The organism is Rudanella paleaurantiibacter (assembly GCF_009184635.1).
In the GTDB taxonomy this organism is placed as follows: Bacteria; Bacteroidota; Bacteroidia; order Cytophagales; family Spirosomataceae; genus Rudanella; species Rudanella paleaurantiibacter.
The window spans coordinates 1,227,326-1,247,044 of record NZ_WELI01000001.1 but is presented as its reverse complement, the minus strand read 5'-3'; the positions used below and the strand labels follow the sequence as shown (position 1 = coordinate 1,247,044).

The window sequence follows — 19,719 nt, the reverse complement described above, 5'->3', positions numbered from 1 at the left end:
AGTCTAACCGTATGGCTTCCGGTAAGGCACCAATAAAACCAAAACTTCTTAATACGTAACGGTCGACGTGCGGTTAGATACCGACGATGGCTCCAGAATAAACTCGAGCAGGTCGCGGTTAAACTGCTCCCTCTCGGTGTAAAACAAGCCGTGCGGGGCCCCTTCGTAGATCTTGTACGAAGCGTTCATCATCAGATTGGCGGTTTGCTCACCCGACGATTCGATGGGCACCGTTTTGTCGGCATCCCCGTGAATAATCAGAGCTGGTACGTTGATGGTTTGCACGTCGGAACGGAAATCCGTCTCAGAGAACGCCCGTACACAGTCGATGGTCGCTTTGGGCGAAGCCAGATAAGCCCGCATGAAATCGCCATCAAGCATGGCCTGACTTACGGGTTTACTGAGCATACCAACGCCATAAAACTGCTTACCAAATGTTTGGAGGAAGTCGGCGCGGTCGGTGCGGATTTTATCAACCATGTCATCAAATGTTGACCGGTCAACGCCATCGGGATTATCATCCGTTTTGAGCAGATAGGGCGTAACCCCGCTCGCCAATACGACTTTGGCTACCCGAGCCCCGCCATGACGGCTCATGTACCGGGCTATCTCGCCGGCCCCCATCGAGAAACCAACGAGCGTAACATTCTGCAGGTCGAGTTGATCCAGAACGGCCTTCAGATCGTCGGCAAACGTATCATAATTGTATCCATCGTAAGGCTTTGATGATTTGCCAAACCCGCGCCGGTCATAGGCGATGCAACGGAGACCCCGGCCCGGCAGGTCGGTGAGCTGATACTCCCACATCTGGTGGTCTAAGGGCCAGCCGTGGACAAACACAACAGGTTGTCCCTGTCCGTAATCCTCGTAAAAAAGATTTACTGCTTCATTTTGGCGTTGATCGCCGGTCTTGATGTAAGGCATAACGTTTGAAGTTGAATTGGCAATATTCTACCAACTCTACCTTACGACAATAGTTTATATTTGGATTCAGCAGTTACATTTTTCCTATGCAAAACGAATCAATACGAGCCATCGGGCCATGCCACACAGGCCAGCCTCGAATGCGTTAGGTTATCAGTACTCGACATTCGGACTTCAGACATTAGACTTACTACCTTTATAGATGGAAGTCTAATGTCTAACCAGTACTGAGAGTTGGGCTATAAAGTAAGGGTATACGTCTCAGGTAAGCAGATAAGTGCGCTCACGAACCCAGTCGCCTACGGCTTTTTCCAACAGGTGCGGAGCCTGTTGCATTGCTTCGGGTAGTGGCATACCCGACGGGGTAATGGCAATAGCCTCGTGCAGACCTAATTGAGTTACCCGATAAGTCGGCAGTGCCAGTTGGCCACAAAAGGCTACCACCGGAATGTTACGGGCTTGCGCCATGCGCACCAGTCCGCCAATTACTTTCCCGTTCAGCGTTTGCTCATCGAGGCTCCCCTCGCCCGTAATCACCAGATCGGTATGGTCTAACTCCGATTCGATATCCAGGTACGACGCAACCAGGTCGAAACCGGGTTCCAACCGTGCTTTCAGGAACACCCGCGCACCAAAACCCAACCCACCGGCGGCTCCGCTACCGGGCAGGTCGGCCTCATCGATGTCGAAGTCGCGCAGCAGAACCGCGGCCAACCGACGCAGCCCCAGGTCAAGCTCCACTACATCGTCGGGACTGGCTCCCTTCTGAGGTCCATATACGTAGGCGGCTCCCTGATGGCCATACAACGGATTGGCTACGTCGCAGGCAACCCGAAACGTCACTTTCGAGAGGGGTACATCGAGCACGGCCCGCTTGAGGGCCGTAATGTGCCGCAGCGATTTCCCAATGGCAGGCAAAGTCCGGTAGTCGCGATCCAGAAATACATACCCCAACGCCGACGCCATTCCGATACCACCATCGTTGGTCGCGCTCCCCCCGATACACAGCAGTACCTCGCTCACGCCACGCAAAATGGCATCCCGGATAAGCTCGCCCGTACCAAATGTACTCGTTTCGAGGGGATTCCGCTCGTGTGCTTTCAGGTGTTGCAGCCCCGATGCCTGCGCCATTTCGATAAAGGCAGTCCGGCCATCGCCCGAGATACCGTACGTCGCTTCAACGGGCCGAAACAGCGGGTCATTCACCGTCAGCGTAACGGTATGTCCACCGGTAGCCTGCGTCAGTACGGCCGCAGTCCCCTCTCCCCCGTCAGCAACGGGGAGGGTTTTTACCTGCCATTCTGGCTCAGCATCCAGCAGTGTGTGTTCGATACGTTGAGCAACCTCTACAGCGGTCAGCGATCCCTTGAATTTATCCGGGGCAATCAGAATGCGCATGGCTCTATGGTCCTAAATCCTCAAAATAAACTGACGATTATTTTACTTAAGCATATTCATCAGTTTGGCGACAAGCTTAATAAAGCTTTCTGACCCTACTCCTACCAGAAATCGCGCCAAAGTCTGCCGGAATTATACCACCCGGCAGACCTATAGCAACGACTATCTCTGATTATAAACCGATTAAGTTTAATAATTTCTACTTACTGGCCCATTTTCTTTCGATATCCTCCAAGCTCAGCCCTTTGGTTTCGAAGACGATGTAACGAGCAAAAAGCAGGCCTAATAAAACTACCAGCGTGTAGATCATAAAAATACCCCCGTTGGTTCCCAGCGAACTTGCCGCCAGAATCGGGAAGGTGAAGCTGACCCAGAAGTCGAAAAACCAGTGATAAAAACTGCCTAAGCTGGTGGCAAAGCCCCGAATCCGCAACGGATAGACCTCCGAAATAAGGAGCCACCCCAGTGGCCCGAGACTAATGGCAAAGAAGAGAATGTACACATACACCCCACCGACCGACAGAATTTTAAGCAAATCGACCCCGAGCGAATCTTTGAAATAAAAGGCAAAACTGATGGTCGCCAACGACACCGCTGTACCAATCAAACCCGTGTACAGCAAGGGTTTACGTCCCCACTGATCCAGAAACCGCACGGCCAACAACGTGCTGAGGGTATTAACCACTCCTACCCCTACGGTAGCCATGATAGCCGTATCGCCCGAACCGAAACCCGCCATTTCGAAAATACGGGTCGAGTAATAAATGACAGCGTTGATTCCCGAAAACTGCTGAATCAGAAAGATACCGATACCGATGAACAGTGGTATGCGGAGCCGGGGCGAAAATAGCTCGCGCCAGTCGGGTCGGCGGTTTTTCTCATCCTGCATGGCCCGGGTAATATCGGCCAGCTCCTGCCGGGCGTGGGCCGACTCATGAATACGCTCCAGCACCACCATAGCTTCGTCCGTGCGGCCTTTGCTCACCAGCCAACGCGGACTTTCGGGTACCAGAAACATACCTACCAGCAACATAGCCGCCGGTACAAACCCGGCCCAGAACATGAGTCGCCAGCCATTTTCATAGTCGGCAAAGGCATACCCACACAGGTACGACACCAAAATGCCGATAGTGATGGCCAACTGAAAAAACGTAACCAACCGCCCGCGCATGTGGCTTGGGGCAATCTCGGCAATGTAAAGCGGCACCGAAAACGACACAATACCGATAGCTAAACCCAACAGCAACCGACCCGCAATGAGCCACGACGGAGCCGGGGCAATAGCCGTCAGCACCGAACCAGCCACAAAAATGAGCGAAGCCAGAATATTGATCCGCTTACGGCCCAGGCGGTCGGCCAGTTGCCCGCTCAACAGCGAACCCGCCATGCCGCCCATCAGTACGGCCGACACCGCCCAGCCTTCGGCCGTTTCGGAAAGTTGCCACTCCTGTTTGATAAACGGCAGCGCCACATTGATCACGCCCGTGTCGAAACCAAACAGCAACCCGCCGGTGGCCGCAACGGCCGCAATGAAATACAGTAAAAGTGTTTTACTCATGACAGATAAGGTTAGAGGGCACAAACTACAAAAAAAGCTGTCGGCGAAGATACGGCCGACAGCTTTCGTATGACTACCTATACGTTTCAATCTTACATCAAAACGCCCTGAAACACTTCGTCGAGCTTAGCAACCGGGCGGATTTTTATTGAAAACCCGGCTGTATCTAACCCTTTCAGGCTGTATTTCGACACAAAAATCTCTTTGAATCCGAGTTTTTGAGCCTCGGCAATACGCTGCTCAATCCGGCTCACGGCCCGCACCTCGCCCCCCAGGCCAACCTCGGCCGCAAAAGCTACGGTTGAGGGAATCGGAATGTCTTCGTATGACGACACAATGGCCGCGCACACCGACAAGTCAATGGCCGGGTCTTCTACTTTGAGCCCACCGGCAATGTTTAAAAATACATCTTGCTGCCCCAGCCGGAAACCGCCCCGTTTTTCGAGAACAGCCAGCAGCATCTGAAGCCGCTTATTATCAAAACCAGTGCTGCTCCGTTGCGGGGTGCCGTAGGTCGAAACGCCCACCAGTGCCTGAATCTCAACCATGAGCGGCCGGTTGCCTTCGAGCATCGACCCAATGGCTACGCCACTCAGCACCTCGTCGCGCTGTGAAATCAGAATCTCTGATGGGTTGGTCACCTGCCGCAGGCCGGAGCCCAGCATTTCGTAGATCCCCAGTTCGGAGGTGCTGCCAAACCGGTTTTTAGTAGTGCGCAGAATGCGATAGGTCGTGTGCCGATCCCCCTCAAACGTCAGCACGGTATCCACCATGTGTTCGAGCACTTTGGGCCCCGCAATGGTGCCCTCTTTGGTGATGTGCCCAATCATAAACACCGGCACGCCCGACTCTTTCGCGTACTTCATGAACTCGGCCGTACACTCCCGCACCTGCGATACGCTACCCGCCCCCGACTCCACGAGCGAGGAGTGCATGGTCTGAATCGAGTCGACAATAAGTACCTCCGGTTCAAAATGCTCAACTACCCGAAAAATATTCTGGGTCGAGGTTTCGGTCATGATGTGGCAGTCACTCGTCGGGGCTTCGAGTCGTTCGGCGCGCATTTTTATCTGCTGTTCGCTTTCTTCGCCCGACACGTACAAGACGCGGGTACCGGGCAGCGTCAGGGCAATCTGAAGCAACAGAGTCGATTTGCCAATGCCCGGCTCTCCGCCGATGAGTACGAGCGAGCCCGGTACAATACCCCCTCCCAACACCCGGTTGAGCTCGGCATCCACAGTCAACACGCGGGGTTGTTCTTCGTAATTGATGGCATGCAGGGCTTGGGGCTTGGGCGCGGCCTTGGCGGCCCCTGTAGTTACGCGCCAGCCGCCCTTTTCGGGTTCATCTTTCTGAACCAGTTCTTCTACGAAGGTATTCCACTCGCCACAAGCCGGGCAGCGCCCCAACCACTTGGGCGATTGCTGCCCGCAATTCTGACAGAAGTACGACGTTTTGATTTTAGCCAACGTAACGAATGCGTAATGTGTAGTGCATAATGAGGAATGAAAATTACACGGACGATTAAACTTTGGTAAGCGGACTACATCCAAGCGCCAGGATGATGCAAAACGATTTGCATTGCTTTTCGCGCATTATCCATTCATCATTACACATTAAGTAGAACGCCATTCACTCAAAATTAGTTGGCCTCGGCACACCGATTAATGGGGGGATGCGTTAGTTCAGTTGTCAACACATAAACTATACGACCAATCCATGAAGAAGTCCCTTCTGTTCGCTGCTATAGCCTTAATGCCTGCCGTATCGGTTGCGCAGGATTCGTTTCAGTTCGGTATAAAAGGTGGGGTTAACCTGTCTAAATTTTCTCTCGGTGAAAACGTTGTGACTACCCGGCTCAACGCCAACGGCTCCCCGGCCGTGGGTGTCGATGGACAACTTATTCGCGACAATCTGCGCGAGAGTCTCAACAGCCGAACGGGTACTGCGTTTGGGGTATACGCCCGCTTTGGCCGGAACCTGTATATTCAGCCGGAGGTGTTGTACTCGACTAAAGCGAGCTCGTTCGATATTGTGCGAACACAAAATGGACAGACGCAAACCGAAACCGTTAATATCTCAACCACCAGTTTCGACGTACCCGTATTACTGGGCCTGAAAGGCGGCCCGCTACGTGTAGTTGCCGGCCCGGTTGTCTCGTTCCGAATTGGGGACAATCAGCGGTTTGGTGAGGCCCTACGGCAGTACACGACCGGCTCACTCAACGATGCCTGGGCCAAAGCCTATTATGGGTATCAGATTGGGGGTGGCCTCGACCTCGGCCGGATTGGCATCGACGTGCGCCGTGAAGGCAGCTTTTCGGATATTGCCGCCGTTGACCTCGGTACGGCAGGCCAAACCACTCAGTTTAGCCAAAAACTGAAGTCGTGGCAGGTTACGCTTGCCTACAAAATCTTTTAACAACGAACAGTGAACAGTTTTGCGTAGAAAGGTAATTGTTCATTGTTCATTGTTCATTGTTCATTGTTCATTGTTCATTGTTCATTGTTCATTGTTCATTGTAAAAAATAAACCGTTGCCCTGCATCCCGAGGAGTTGGGCAACGGTTATCCGTCCAATTAACCCACTATATTGTTTGCTTTAGTTCAGAAGATTCTGATAATATTCGTTCAGGCGATCCCAGATCTCTTTCATCCGCCGACGCGACACCGACACTTCGCGGCCATCGGCCATACGCAGCATCCGGTCGGCACCCAGTATTCCCCGGCGTACGTAGCCTAAGTTGACAATATGCGATTTGTGAACGCGCAGAAACACGTTGCCGTCGAGTGTCCGCTCGAATTCTTTGAGCGTTTTTGAAATCAAATACTTCTTACGATCCCGCGTGTACAGAAAGGTGTAGTTACCCTCGCCTTCGAGGCAGGTGATGTCATCTACCGAAATCATAACCGTTCGGTTCAGGTATGGCAAGGCAATGCGCTGGGTTCCCCGCTGGTACGAAGCTGGGAAATGAGGCATAACGGGCATTAACGGATTGTTGGTAAGTGATTCCATCGGTCGAAAGTGGTTTACGATTGAGATAGTGACAGAACAAAACTACCGCTTAGTCGAGCCGAAACCATAAAAAACCAACTGCCAATCGGGAGCTGATTTAGAATCAACCTTTTGATTAACAGTTGGTTATATACAATCCAATGCTTTATTTTGGGTATATCTCCTTGCACGAATACGTAAAACTACGTATGCCTCAAACAGGGCCTCCCCGTGCCTCCTCTACCCCAATTAGTTGATATCGGCTGGCTGACGCTGCTGCATCCGATCCATAAACATCTGCGCACGCCGACGTGAGATCTTTACCTGCTGACCGTCGGTCAGTTCGAGTTCACCTTCTTTCTTCACATAGAACTTGCGAACAAAGCTCAGGTTAACAATGCACGACTTATGAACCCGCACAAAAGCCTGTCCATCAAGCAATGTTTCGTACTCTTTCAAGGTGCGTGACACCAGCATTTTGGTGCCATCTTTCAGGAAGAAGTTTGTGTAATTCCCACAACCTTCCAGCCGGACAATCTCATCGACAGAAACCGTGCGTTTACGGTCGTAAAACGGAATCAACAGTTTCTGCAAACAAGGCGAACTGGTATTGTTTTCCACACTCTTGGGAAAAGGCATTGACATGCTGTCTAAGAAAGCTTCTGACGTCATAGTGTTCATAGCGTTTTGAGTTTGCGCGGTTAAGACTGGCAGGAGCTTTTCCAGAGAAGGTAGCTGGTGAGCCACCAACTTTATCCAGTCTCATACTCCCGGAGATGCTTTACCTTAGACAACAATCAGACCTTTTTGTCACGCAAGCTTCATATTGTTTTTCGGTTGTAAGTAATAGTACTTATCATCAGTAAGTTAGCCTACGGGCATTAAAGTAATCTACTGAATTAGTCGACCAATAACAATGAATACCTTTGTGTGTATACGTCGCCAATGTGTGTAATTTTCGCCACACTAATTCCCCACATTCCCCAAGATTGGTTCTGTTTGGCCGGGCCACAGGCATCAGGGTATAGCAGGGCCGTGGTTAAGTTTACCTATCTTTGCAGGCTCATCATGAAGTTTTAGTCAAGTTCAATTGCGCCATGCTGGATAAAGTCAGGGAATTAGTACAGGAAATCGATCAGGCTACCATTACCACCAAAGAAGATTTAGAACTGTTTCGGATGCGGTTCATTAGCCGCAAGGGGGTACTGACCGAATTGTTTGACAATCTGAAAACCGTGGCCGCTGAAGACCGCCGGGCGGTGGGCAAGGAGCTTAACGACCTCAAAAACAAGGCACTCGCACGGTTTCAGGACTCGTCGGAGGCACTGGAAGCGAGCGGAGCAGGCCATCAGGGACCGGCCGTTGACCTGACCTTACCTAATGTGCCGGGCCTGACGGGTACACAGCACCCCCTTTCGATTGTCCGGCAGCGCATCATCCAGATTTTTGAGCGGATCGGCTTCAATGTGTCCGACGGCCCTGAAATCGAAAGCGACTGGTACAATTTCGGGGCGCTCAACTTCCCCGATAATCACCCCGCGCGCGACATGCAGGACACGTTTTTCGTCCAGAAGTCAGCCGAAAACCAGTCGGCCGATATGCTCCTGCGTACGCACACCTCCAACGTGCAGATTCGGTTGATGGAGCACCGCAGCAAAGAAGAAACTTTCCGCCCGATTCGCTCCATCATGCCGGGTCGGGTGTACCGCAACGAAACCATTTCGGCGCGGGCGCACTGCCAGTTTCACCAGGTTGAAGGGCTGTACGTAGACCGCAACGTGGGATTCCGTGATCTTAAAGACACGCTGTACCACTTCGTGAAAGAGATGTTCACGAAAGACACCAAAATCCGGTTCCGGCCATCGTATTTCCCATTTACGGAGCCGAGTGCCGAGATTGATATATCGTGCCAGATTTGCCACGGCTCAGGCTGTAATATCTGCAAGCATTCGGGCTGGGTCGAAATTGCCGGTTCGGGTATGGTTGACCCACAGGTGTTGATTAACAGCGGTATTGATGCCGAAGAATACACCGGCTTCGCGTTTGGTATGGGTATCGAACGCATCACGATGCTCAAGTACGAAGTCCGCGACCTGCGCCTTTACTTCGAAAACGACGTCCGGTTCCTGAAGCAGTTTGAAGGACTATAATCTAATGAGTGAATGAGTGAGTTAGTGAATGAGCGAATTGCTGATAAAGCTTATCATTCACTAATTCGCTCATTCACTCAATCGCTCATTATCCATGTCTCCCATCCGTTTAGCCGATTTAGCCTACGCCATTGAGGCCGTTGTTGAGGAACGATTTTCGGGCCGGGCATTCTGGGTGGTAGCCGAAACGAGCGACATCAAGAATTACCCCGACCGTAATTACTGTTTCCTGACCCTGGTCGACCGGGACAGCAGCTCACCGGGTGGCCGCGATACAGTAGCCAAGCTGGAGGCCGCGATCTGGCGCAAAAATTACGGCATTATCCGGGCGTTTGAGCAGGCAACCGGAGTGGCTTTTGCCCGCAATATCTCCCTGCTGCTGCAGGTGACGGTGGGGTTCCATGCCGTGTACGGAATGCGGCTTGAGATTCACCAGATCGACCATTCGTACACACTCGGTAACCTTGAACGCGAACGACAAGCCATTCTGGATACCCTCGTGCGCGACCATGCCGACCTGGTCTGGCAGGAAGGGGGTGCCTACGTAACCGCCAATCAGCTGCTGCCGCGCCCATCGGTTTGGCAACGCATTGCCCTCATTGCCGCCCCCGGCTCTGACGGCTGGCGCGACTTTCGGCACGAACTCACCAACAACCTATTCGGCTACCAGTACCAAATTGACGAGTACCTGACGCAGATACAGGGTCAGGGAGCCGACCGGGCCATTTGCACCCAACTCGACCGGATTCGGGAGAGTACCGTAGCCTACGATGCCGTCGTGATCGTGCGGGGCGGGGGCTCACAGCTCGACTTTGGATCATTTGACACGCTGCGGGTGGGGCTGGCGGTGGCTGGTTTTCCGGTGCCAGTACTTACGGGCATCGGGCACGAACGCAACGTCAGCATTGCCGATATGCTCTGCCATCAGAGCGTAAAAACACCCACCAAAGCGGCCGCTTTTCTGATCGACCATAACCGGCAGTTTGAGGAACAATGCCTGCGCCTGTTCGGTCGGCTTATTGAGGCAAGTCGGCAGTCGATTCAGCACAGTCGGCAACGCCTAACCGCCGAAACGGAGCGGTTTCGGTTCGTTACCAATGATTTTTTAAAGCAGAAGCAACTCGATCTGGTTGAGAAGAGTGTAACACTGAAACACCTCGACCCGTCCAATGTGCTTCGGCGCGGATACGCGATTATCCAGCGCGATGGACGTATTATCACCAAAACGTCGGCACTGGCTATTGGCGATTCCGTACAAATTCAACTTGCCGACGGCATCACCGATGCTACAATTCGTTGACCCTATGTCTTACCAGGAAGCCTACGACCAACTGGTCGAACTGATTGACGATATTGAGAGCGAAGCTACCCCGCTCGACGAACTACCCGCCAAGATAAAGCTGGCTACCGACCTCATTGCGTATTGCCAACAGCGGCTCCGTTCGGTAGAAGGTGACTTCCAAGAGGCCTTATCGAGAATTAAAAGCCAATAAAATTTTACTTTTGCACAGGGGTTCTCTGTGGGAGTACCCGGCTTTCCCTTAATTTTAACGATTCGGGCATGCCGGGTACGTGTTTTTGGTAGTGAGGGATAGAGAAGTACCTGATTCAATGATTAAGAAAACAGACAATATGAATTTTTTTGCCGCGTTTAACGACATTGTAACGCCGGACGTCATCAATAAAGCAGCCGTTTTTGTCGAGGAGTCCGCTCCGAAAACGCAAAAAGCAATCGAAGGTCTCGGCCTGACGGTACTGGGTGGTTTGTTGAAGCGGACGACCTCCGAAATTGGGGTCAACCAGCTCTTTAACTACATTCAGAAAGGCAATTACGATGGTTCGCAGACGGCAGGTCTGTCCAGTGCCCTTAAAGATCCGGCGCAAACCAATTTGCTCATTGCACACGGTAACGATACGATCAGTCATCTGTTGCCTGCCATGAAAAGCTCCATTGCCAACATGATTTCGAGTTATGCGGGTATTCGCAACTCGTCGGCGGTGTCGTTGCTGGGACTAACGTCGGGCATTGTGCTCGACGTGCTGGGCAAGCAGGTACGTGAGCAAAAAATGGATGCCGACGGACTGGCGGCTGCTCTGTTTGAACAACGCGAAGATTTTGTCCAGAAAGTGCCCGAGAGCCTACTGCCCAAACTGGTTGAAAAACTTGGGTTGCAGCAGGTTATGGCAGGTATTGCTGGCCCGGCCCGCCGGGGAGAACCGGCAGCTACCCCCGGCCGACCCATCTCAGCGCCCGGCCCGGCCGTTACGGCTCCGGTCTACGACGCAAGTTCTGACTCCGACAATACCAATGGATTGGTGGGTAAAATCGGCATCGGGCTGGTATTGGCGGCCATTATCGGTGCCGGTGCGTATATGGTTTACCACAACAGCCGCACCGGCCAAACCGACGATGCAGGCGAAGTAGCCGAGACGACCGTAACAACCGATGCAGGTCAGGCCGATACGGTTGCCCGGTCCATGGCGGTTCCGGTAGATACCAGCGCCATGCGAACTAAACCCGCTACTACATCGGCCGTAGCACCGGTAGCCCCTTCGGCTGCCTCTACGACCGCTACAGCCGGAGCAGGCACCCTCACCACAGCGCTCAACGGCTACATGGCCGATGTTACGGCTCCCAAAGGACGAACGTTTTCGCTGTCGGCCGTATCATTCCAGCCGGGTTCAACCAGTCTGACGCCTGGTTCGGAGGCAACCGTTACCGAAATTGCTAATTTCCTGAAAGCCAACCCAGCTGCTCAGATTCGGTTGGTAGGCTACGCCAACGATGCTGGGGCCGGCACTACCAACAAAGCCCTATCGTTCAAGCGTGTTAATACCATCAAATCGATGCTCGTAGCGCAGGGCATCAACTACATCCGGGTCGATGCGGTTGGTTTGGGAACTGGTTCGAAACCCAAACCCGGCGATTCAACCGGTACGCGCACCCCATCGTTGCGTAAAATCGACATGAAAGTGGTGTATAAATAAAAGGAAAAGGGGAGAAAAGAAGGAAGGAGGAAAGGACGTTTGCCCCCTCACCGAATTTATATCACCCAGACTTAGAAAAACACCCAAAAGCAGAAAGGAACCGAGGCTCCCCCTCGCCGTCCTTTCTGCTTTTTTATTTTAATTGCTTCTCCTTTCCTCCTATCCTCCTTCCTCCTTTCCCCCCTCCCTTTCCCTCCTTTTTCCAAACATCCCGTTAGTAGGCGTGTTGACCAATGAAATCAATTGTAAACTCACGTTATGACAACGCAAACCGGGAAAACCGCACTCATTACGGGCGCATCCAGTGGAATTGGCAAAGAATTAGCGACCCTTTTTGCCCAGGACGGCTATAATCTGGTACTTGTGGCACTGAGCGATGAAAAGCTCAACGCCGTCGAACAGGACTTCAAAAGTGCATACAGTGGTCAGCAGATCACCGTGATCGGTAAGGATTTGGCGGCTGTGAATGCCCCGCAGGAAATCTACGACGAAGTAAGCGGACAGGGTATTCAGGTCGATGTTCTGGTGAATAATGCCGGGTTTGGTGAGTACGGTATGTTTGCCACCGAAACCGATCTTCAGAAAGAGTTAGACATTATTCAGGTCAATATCTCGGCGTTGGTGTACCTGACTAAGCTCTTCAGCAAAGACATGGTGCAGCGCAATTCGGGTAAGATTCTGATGCTTGGGTCAGTAGCTTCGGTGATGCCGAACCCCATGATGGCGGTGTACGGGGCCACCAAGTCGTTTATCTACTCATTCTCCGAGGCCCTGCGCAACGAATTGAAAGACAGCGATGTGACGGTGACCGTGCTCATGCCCGGCGCTACCGACACGGACTTTTTCAACCGGGCCGGCGCCATGAACACCAAAGCGCAGGAAGAAGCCCGCAAAACCGACCCGGCCAGTGTGGCTAAAGACGGATATGCCGCCCTGATGGCCGGAAAAGACAAAGTAATTTCGGGTATGAAGAATAAGCTGTCGGTGGCCAGTTCGTACGTACTGCCCGACGGGGCTGTAGCGGCTAACATGCGCAAGCAGATGCAGGATAAGAACTACGCAACCGATCAGGAAGAAGAGTCGCAGATGAACAGCCTGTTGCTTGGCGTAGGTGTAGCGGCCCTTGCAGTGGCAGGGCTCTTGCTATTCCGGTCGTATAACAACCTGAGCACGTACGACAAGTTACGGTATCGGGCTAAGGCCAAACGTCTGAGCTGGAAAGCACAGCAAATGGCTAACGAGTACACGGGTCAGGCTCAACACGCCGGGCAGTCGGTAGTTGACTCCCTCAAAGGGGCTTACCAAAACGGCAAAGCCCGTGTAGAAGAGACGCTGGCGTAAAAGAGACGATTAAGAGATGACATCTCTCTAAACAAGATGTCATCTCAGCTTGCCCTTTAGAGGTGTCATCTCGTTTTGGAGAGATGACACCTCTACTCTTTTCAACCCTACACTACCAGTAATCCATTCTCGCGGAGTTGTTTCCAGACTGCCGAGGCCTTGAACAGCTCAAAATCGCCCAGGTCAGCTTCTTCGTAGCGAGCCTGAAGCCGCTGCATCGACATAGGCGTTAGCGCGTCGATATCCATGTCGGGTAAGACCGCCACCAACCACTCTCCTACCGGCAGTTCTGTTTCAAGCAGCCAATGGTTTTGCTTGCTATAAAATTCAAGTTCTGCCATTTCGACCACCCGTTGCCCGCGCCGGGACCGGGGTACAGCCGCTTCGAACACTTCAAGCGTAGGTTGGCCACCCGTCCAGACCACCAGGGCGTTGGCCCGTTGGCTATCGGCCGGGCGCTGCCGGATAGCCTTTTCGATGTATCGGGGTGGTATAGTTGTGGGCGGAATCGGGAAATCGAACCACTCCTGCAACGGGAAATCAAAGCATACCCCGTGCATGTAATTAAAGAGTGATTTACGCAGCCCTTCGGCAAACAAATCGTGGTCGGCCCCGAGGGGGTCGGCATGGTCAAGGTCGTTGTCGGCAAACAGTGCCCCGTTTTCGGCCGATACATCGGGGCCGATACGCTGCACATCGAACGCGGCCGGATGTTGCCCCACCGGGCTATGCGACGTCATGGCAAACCGGTGCCAGAAACCCGACTGCACCACACCCTGCTGAAACAGTTGCCGCACCATTTCGAGCGAATCGACCGTTTCCTGCATGGTTTGGGTCGGGAAACCGTACATCAGGTACGCGTGTACCATGATGCCGGCCTGCGTGAAGGCGTCGGCCACGCGGGCTACCTGCGCTACTGTCACGCCTTTTTTCATCCGGTCGAGCAACCGGTCGGAGGCCACTTCAAGCCCACCCGACACGGCTATGCAGCCCGATGCCTTGAGCAATCGGCACAGGTCGGGCGTGAAACTCACCTCAAACCGGATGTTAGTCCACCAGGTTACGGTTAGCTTGCGCCGGACAATTTCGAGCGCCAGATCCCGCATGAGGGCGGGCGGAGCGGCTTCATCCACAAAATGAAAGCCCGTTTGCCCGGTTTGCTCGATAATTTCTTCGATGCGGTCGCACAGCAGCGAGGCCGTAACGGGCTCATACCGTTTAATGTAGTCGAGCGTGATGTCGCAAAACGAGCATTTACCCCAGTAGCAACCGTGCGCCAGAGTTAGCTTATTCCAGCGGCCATCGCTCCAGAGCCGGTGCATTGGGTTGACGACCTCAATCACCGACAGGTAATCGGTCAGGGGCAGGTCGCGGTAGTCGGGTGTACCGGTTTCGCGCTGTGGCACGTCTTTCTCGGGCGCACCGTTGTGGTATTTCACCACTCCATCAACGCGGGCAAACACCCGCTTCACCTGCGTGAGTGGGCGGTTGCCGGCAATATGGTCAAGCAACGTAAGCAGGGGAGCTTCGCCATCGTCGAGGCTGACAAAATCGACACAGTCGAACAGACGAGGCTCCTGCACCGACCGAAGTTCGGTATTGGCGTAGCCGCCCCCTAGCACAACCCGAATGTGCGGATAGTGGGTTTTAAGGTACTGCCCGCAGGTTAGTGCCCCAAACAAATTACCCGGAAACGGCACCGTAAGGCACACTACGTCGGGGCGGGTCCGCTGCACATGGGCCTCCAGCTGTTCGAGCAACAAGGTGGTGATGCGTGTAGGCGGAGCCTGCAAAGCCTCCTGCAGGGGATCAAAGTGCGTAGCCGACCGGCCGAGTCGCTCGGCATACCGGCTAAAGCCAAAGTGTGGGTCAACGGCTTCCTGAATCAGGTCGCCGAGGTCTTCGAGGTAGAGCGTAGCCAGATGCCGGGCCTTGTCGTGCAGGCCCATTGAACCAAAGGCCCAGTCGAGCTCGTCGAGTTGGGCAAACCGCGAGGCTTCGGGTAGGTAAGTACGGTCGCAGATGCTATGGGCCAGCGTCGGGTTCTTGTTTTGCAGAAACCGAATCACCGGCCCAATGGTGCTGATGTAGGCCCGTTGCAACCGGCAAATTCGGTAGCTATTGTCGGAGAGGGCCACCTCGGCCGCATCGAGCTCGGCAAACATGGCGGCCAGTCCCTGAGCTGAAAACAGTTTCAGGATCACCTCGATACCCAAATCAGCCTGATGCGCCACAACGGGCATCCCAGCCTTGGCCTGCGCGTTCAGAAACCCCTTCAGGTACGCGGTAGCCGGGTAAGGCGTGTTCAGTTGCGTAAACGGAGGGGTCAGAAGCAGAACTGTTTGTGCAGGCATACGTAGCAGATCGAGTTGGTCAGAACGAAACATTCGTCAGCGATAAAAAGGCATCAGCCAACGATTGGGTTCCCTACCGGGTCAACAAAAAACCCGGCACGAAGGTCCCAAAATTACGCCAAATCGAACAGTTTGAAGGCGAGACGTTTCAGGTAAGCTACGATAAGCGCTCCGGACATCGCGTTACACAACCGAACGTTTACGGGCCGTGTCGGCTTCGTTGGGCACCTGACTATCGCGGGTGTTTTTCTGCACCGCAATGGCTCCGAACAAAGCCAGCAGAAACGCAAAGGCATAAAACCCTTTCTCGCTGGGCAGCATAGTCGCGTTCCACAGGCCCACCGTTAGGAGAACAATGGCCAGAACCGTCGAAAACCAGCAAATACTGTAGTAAATGTCCGTCACGGGAATGCCCTCCAGACGGTCGCGGACACTTTTCTGTACCGACACCACGGCAAACAAGCCGTACATCAGAATGGTGAAATAGTACCCCTTTTCGTTGAGGAGCAGGTCGGAACGCCAAAGCCCGATCAGGTAGCCAGCCATACCGGCTCCTAAGGCTACCCACGAGGCTCCGACAAAAGCGGCAGAGGGTTTCTGGTTCATACAATATTGGTAAAGGGTTTTGATTGGCCGCTAAACTCCTCATTTTCTGAATACTCGACAAAAAAGACTTTCTGAACGGCAAAACGAACAAGAGACCTCTATTTTTCGGTTAAACTACACGGACCAATTAACCACGTCTATGACTCACAACGACATTTTCAACGTACTGACAGACGCTATCAGCTCGGCTATACGCGACGAATGGCTCATTGCCCGCCTGAACGTGCAGATCCTGACCGATGGCACCGATATTGAGTTTGATGGAACCTACCTGACCGCAACGAATGAGCTGAAGGTGCTCGATACCGATTTCCCGGACGAGGTAACCGACGTAGTGCGGGCCTTGTATCTGCTCCGCAAAAACGCCAATGAACCCCGCGCCAACCGGCTCCAGATCGACCTGACGGCACAGGGTAAATTCAAGGCCGAGTTTAGCTGGGATCAGGAGTTGCAGGACGAAGACGACTTTTTTGCGGCTGGTGGTAGCGCCCGCGATTGGGTGGCTCTGCGCGATGCGAAATACGGCCCACCCGACGTAAAAGAATAGCACGAAGCGCGCAAGCAGACCGACGGAATCGCTCATTTTACGCTATTTTAGGGGCCAGTTTGGCCTCAATGGCCCGGTTTCCTAAATCGTACCTGCTTCATGCTACTCTCTTCCCGTTTCATCGGCCTGCTACTGGGCCTTGTGTTCTATTCGGCGGCAGCCTGGGCGCAAGCCTCCAACGATGCGTTTGTTTTTGGTGACCTCTTGCCCGACGCCCCCGAATTGGCCGCGCGCGGCAATCACTCAGTCGGGGTCCGAACCCTGACCGTCACCCACCCCGACCAGCTCGACGTGCTTCGGAGCAAAGGCGGTCAAACTCCCCGTTACGACCGGAAACTGACGCTCGAAATCTGGTACCCGGCCCGGATTCCGGCGGGCAAAACCGAACGCGTCGTGTATGATCAGGTAATGGGTAGTTCTAACGACCCCAAGCGCCCGCTTATTCCGTTTACGTTTGCCGGACGCGCCCTGCGCGATGCCGAGCCTGACCCCGCCACAGGCGCATACCCGCTCGTGATTGTGTCGCATGGCTACCTGGGGTCGCGGCTGCTGTTTACCTACCTCACCGAAAATCTGGCCTCGAAAGGCTACGTGGTGGTGGGTATTGACCATGCCGAATCGACCTTCCGGGATGCGGGTGGCTTTGCCAGCACACTCCTCAACCGCTCGCTCGACGACTTGTTTGTACTGAACGAAATAGCCCGGCTCGGTGCTAAAAACAGCCAATCGTTTCTGGCGGGCCTGGTCGATTCGGACAATACGGCCCTCATTGGCTACTCGATGGGCGGTTACGGAGCCCTCAACGTAGTAGGAGCTGGCTACAGCGCACAGGCAGCTAAAACGTTTGGGCAGTTGAGCGGTGGAAGCAACGCCCTCGATATTCGAACCACGGCAAACCCGGCCTACAAAACATCCATTGACCCGCGCATCAAGGTAGCCGTAGCGTTTGCCCCCTGGGGTATGGAACGGGGGGTGTGGGATGCCGAAGGTCTGGCTGGTCTGAAAGTGCCGACCCTGTTTATTGCTGGTAGCAAAGACGATATTTCGGGCTACGAAAAAGGCATCAAGGCTATTTATGACGGGGCCGTCAACGCCGACCGGTACCTGCTTACGTATCTCAACGCCCGGCACAACGTAGCTCCCAACCCACCGCCAGTCGAATCGCTCAAACCGGGGCTGCATTTTGATGAGTACTACCGCTATGCCGAACCCGCCTGGAACGAGCGACGCATCAACAACATCAATCAGCATTTTGTAACGGCCTTTTTGGGGTTACACCTCAAAAAACTCGACTACGCCAAATACCTTACCCTGCCCTTATCGCCCAATGAGGGTGCCTGGACGGGTTTCAAACCCCGTTCGGCCGTGGGTCTTGAACTGCGACACGATAAGCCCTGAGTCCAACACTTGGCCCGCTACCATCTGATGGCTAACTTGTGGGCCGATAACTCAGTTAACCAATCTTTTCTATGCGCAAGTTTCTGTTTACGGTTCTGATGGCCGCCCTAAGCCTTTCTGTTTCGCTCGCATCTGACAACGATAATCCTCCTAAAAAAACTGCCCGTATGCTCCGTCACGCTGTCTTTTTTAAGTTTAAAGACTCTGCCACGCCGGCCGACATTAAGAAAGTGGAAGATGCTTTCCGCGCCTTGCCGAGCCAGATTAAGGAAATCAAAGATTTTGAGTGGGGCACCAACAACAGCCCCGAAAACCTCAATCAGGGATACACCCATGCTTTTTTCCTGACCTTCGACAGCGAGGCTGGCCGGGCGGTTTACCTGCCCCACCCTGCCCACAAGGCATTCGGTAAGGTACTTGGCCCCCACCTCGACAAAGTGTTTGTAGTCGATTACTGGGCGGAGAAGTAAAGAGTATAATTGTAAGTTAGTAAAGCTCCGAAGGGGCGTAACTGAGACAGCTTATCAATGGTTACGCCCCTTCGGAGCTTTTGTATGTATTGGGTAAGGCTGGTGACTGATACCAGGCCCGGACAGAGCACTTCAAAGATCGCTCTCTCTCAATTACTCCGTTTTGAACCGGAGTACATTGATTTCATTGCGGGGGCCTTCGATACCCTCGCGGGCAAATGCCCCGGCAATGGCCTCCTGCACAGCATAATTGGTTTGCCCAATGTGGTCAATTTTGCACCACACCCGCACATCAAGCTGGATACCGCTATCGGTCAGCTTATTCACCAACACATCAGCCTTACGATCAGGCAAGGCCTGCGGACAGGTCGCAACGGCGTCCTGAATGAGCGTTCGGATTTGGGGCACGGAGTATGAGCGGTCTACCACCACCTGCGAGTCGATACGAATAGTACCCATACGCGAATAGTTGGTGATTGGGCTGGTTGTCAGAACGTTGTTCGGGATAGTAATGGTCCGGTTATCTGTAGTGACCAGAATCGTATTGAGCAGATGTACTACCTCAACATACCCCGTAAACGTTTGAACGGCAATCAGGTCGCCGACCCGAAAAGGTTTAAAAGCCAGAATCAGCAGGCCACCGGCAAAATTGGCCAAACTCCCCTGCAAGGCTAATCCAACGGCCAAACCCGCTGTACCAATCACGGCAATAAATGACGTCGTCTCAACGCCGAGCGTACTGAGTACACTCAAGACCAACGCTATTTGCAGGCCAATCTTCAGCAACGAAATCAGGAACGGCTGAATATCCCGGTCGACCTTTTGCCGGTTGAAAACCCGCCCGATTGCATTCAGAACCAGTTTGATGAGCCAATACCCGCCTACCGTCAGCAGGCCAGCCATGAAAAGGCGACTACCGTACTGCGTAGCTAACTGGGTCAGATTCTGGTTGAATGGATCGGGAAAGCGAAGCATGGTACAAATGTGTTGG

18 protein-coding genes are annotated in these 19,719 nt (G+C 53.4%); 9 read left to right on the top strand and 9 right to left on the bottom strand.

Annotated features, from left to right (window positions below; translation table 11 throughout):
* Nucleotides 1-48 precede the first annotated feature (48 nt).
* The 4 genes from F5984_RS04780 to radA all read right to left on the bottom strand — a co-directional run bounded on the left by F5984_RS04780 (nucleotide 49) and on the right by radA (nucleotide 5,349).
* Nucleotides 49-924 (bottom strand): alpha/beta fold hydrolase, encoded by an 876-nt coding sequence (locus F5984_RS04780; protein WP_152123082.1) that lies wholly within the window; start codon nucleotides 922-924, stop codon nucleotides 49-51.
* Between the two features lie 261 nt (nucleotides 925-1,185).
* Complete coding sequence (locus F5984_RS04775; RefSeq protein ID WP_152123081.1) at nucleotides 1,186-2,322, bottom strand: glycerate kinase; 1,137 nt, start codon at nucleotides 2,320-2,322, stop codon at nucleotides 1,186-1,188.
* A gap of 199 nt (nucleotides 2,323-2,521) precedes the next feature.
* Nucleotides 2,522-3,880, bottom strand: coding sequence for a sugar porter family MFS transporter (locus tag F5984_RS04770; protein WP_152123080.1), 1,359 nt, complete (start codon nucleotides 3,878-3,880; stop codon nucleotides 2,522-2,524).
* Nucleotides 3,881-3,972: 92 nt separating this feature from the next.
* Entirely contained in the window at nucleotides 3,973-5,349 is a 1,377-nt protein-coding gene (gene radA / locus F5984_RS04765; RefSeq protein WP_152123079.1) for a DNA repair protein RadA, read from the bottom strand.
* A 250-nt stretch (nucleotides 5,350-5,599) separates the two neighbouring features.
* Here radA and F5984_RS04760 point away from each other — a divergent pair, with 250 nt between their 5' ends.
* Entirely contained in the window at nucleotides 5,600-6,301 is a 702-nt protein-coding gene (locus tag F5984_RS04760) for a porin family protein (RefSeq protein WP_019987222.1), read from the top strand.
* Nucleotides 6,302-6,481: 180 nt separating this feature from the next.
* On the opposite strand, the gene F5984_RS04755 is transcribed toward F5984_RS04760, so the two are convergent.
* A complete protein-coding gene (locus F5984_RS04755; protein ID WP_152123078.1) occupies nucleotides 6,482-6,895 on the bottom strand; it encodes a LytR/AlgR family response regulator transcription factor in 414 nt (137 codons plus the stop codon).
* A 228-nt stretch (nucleotides 6,896-7,123) separates the two neighbouring features.
* Nucleotides 7,124-7,555: a LytR/AlgR family response regulator transcription factor gene (locus F5984_RS04750; RefSeq protein ID WP_019987224.1), complete on the bottom strand. Its 432-nt coding sequence runs from the start codon at nucleotides 7,553-7,555 to the stop codon at nucleotides 7,124-7,126.
* Between the two features lie 416 nt (nucleotides 7,556-7,971).
* On the opposite strand from F5984_RS04750, the gene pheS reads away from it, so the two are divergent.
* The 5 genes from pheS (at nucleotide 7,972) to F5984_RS04725 (ending at nucleotide 13,353) form a co-directional block, all read left to right on the top strand.
* On the top strand, nucleotides 7,972-9,024 hold the full coding sequence (pheS, locus tag F5984_RS04745; protein WP_152123077.1) for a phenylalanine--tRNA ligase subunit alpha: 1,053 nt from the start codon (nucleotides 7,972-7,974) through the stop codon (nucleotides 9,022-9,024).
* Nucleotides 9,025-9,118: 94 nt separating this feature from the next.
* Nucleotides 9,119-10,324: an exodeoxyribonuclease VII large subunit gene (locus F5984_RS04740; protein WP_152123076.1), complete on the top strand. Its 1,206-nt coding sequence runs from the start codon at nucleotides 9,119-9,121 to the stop codon at nucleotides 10,322-10,324.
* 4 nt (nucleotides 10,325-10,328) lie between these two features.
* A complete protein-coding gene (xseB, locus tag F5984_RS04735; protein ID WP_019987227.1) occupies nucleotides 10,329-10,517 on the top strand; it encodes an exodeoxyribonuclease VII small subunit in 189 nt (62 codons plus the stop codon).
* Nucleotides 10,518-10,656: 139 nt separating this feature from the next.
* A complete protein-coding gene (locus tag F5984_RS04730; RefSeq protein ID WP_152123075.1) occupies nucleotides 10,657-12,012 on the top strand; it encodes an OmpA family protein in 1,356 nt (451 codons plus the stop codon).
* Nucleotides 12,013-12,270: 258 nt separating this feature from the next.
* Nucleotides 12,271-13,353, top strand: a complete 1,083-nt coding sequence (locus tag F5984_RS04725) for an SDR family NAD(P)-dependent oxidoreductase (RefSeq protein ID WP_152123074.1) — start codon at nucleotides 12,271-12,273, stop codon at nucleotides 13,351-13,353.
* 107 nt (nucleotides 13,354-13,460) lie between these two features.
* Here F5984_RS04725 and F5984_RS04720 read toward each other — a convergent pair whose 3' ends face one another.
* Both F5984_RS04720 and yiaA read right to left on the bottom strand, forming a co-directional pair.
* Nucleotides 13,461-15,740 (bottom strand): B12-binding domain-containing radical SAM protein, encoded by a 2,280-nt coding sequence (locus F5984_RS04720; RefSeq protein ID WP_246168824.1) that lies wholly within the window; start codon nucleotides 15,738-15,740, stop codon nucleotides 13,461-13,463.
* A 150-nt stretch (nucleotides 15,741-15,890) separates the two neighbouring features.
* Nucleotides 15,891-16,313, bottom strand: a complete 423-nt coding sequence (gene yiaA, locus F5984_RS04715) for an inner membrane protein YiaA (protein WP_152123073.1) — start codon at nucleotides 16,311-16,313, stop codon at nucleotides 15,891-15,893.
* A 139-nt stretch (nucleotides 16,314-16,452) separates the two neighbouring features.
* Between yiaA and F5984_RS04710 the strand changes: the two genes are divergently transcribed.
* From F5984_RS04710 to F5984_RS04700, 3 genes are all read left to right on the top strand, one after another.
* Nucleotides 16,453-16,860, top strand: a complete 408-nt coding sequence (locus F5984_RS04710; protein WP_152123072.1) for a hypothetical protein — start codon at nucleotides 16,453-16,455, stop codon at nucleotides 16,858-16,860.
* A 99-nt stretch (nucleotides 16,861-16,959) separates the two neighbouring features.
* Nucleotides 16,960-18,258 (top strand): alpha/beta hydrolase family protein, encoded by a 1,299-nt coding sequence (locus tag F5984_RS04705; protein WP_152123071.1) that lies wholly within the window; start codon nucleotides 16,960-16,962, stop codon nucleotides 18,256-18,258.
* Between the two features lie 71 nt (nucleotides 18,259-18,329).
* Nucleotides 18,330-18,728: a Dabb family protein gene (locus F5984_RS04700; RefSeq protein ID WP_152123070.1), complete on the top strand. Its 399-nt coding sequence runs from the start codon at nucleotides 18,330-18,332 to the stop codon at nucleotides 18,726-18,728.
* Nucleotides 18,729-18,881: 153 nt separating this feature from the next.
* On the opposite strand, the gene F5984_RS04695 is transcribed toward F5984_RS04700, so the two are convergent.
* The gene (locus F5984_RS04695) at nucleotides 18,882-19,703 is read right to left on the bottom strand and encodes a mechanosensitive ion channel family protein (protein WP_152123069.1); all 822 of its coding nucleotides are present in this window, start codon (nucleotides 19,701-19,703) and stop codon (nucleotides 18,882-18,884) included.
* Nucleotides 19,704-19,719 lie beyond the last annotated feature (16 nt).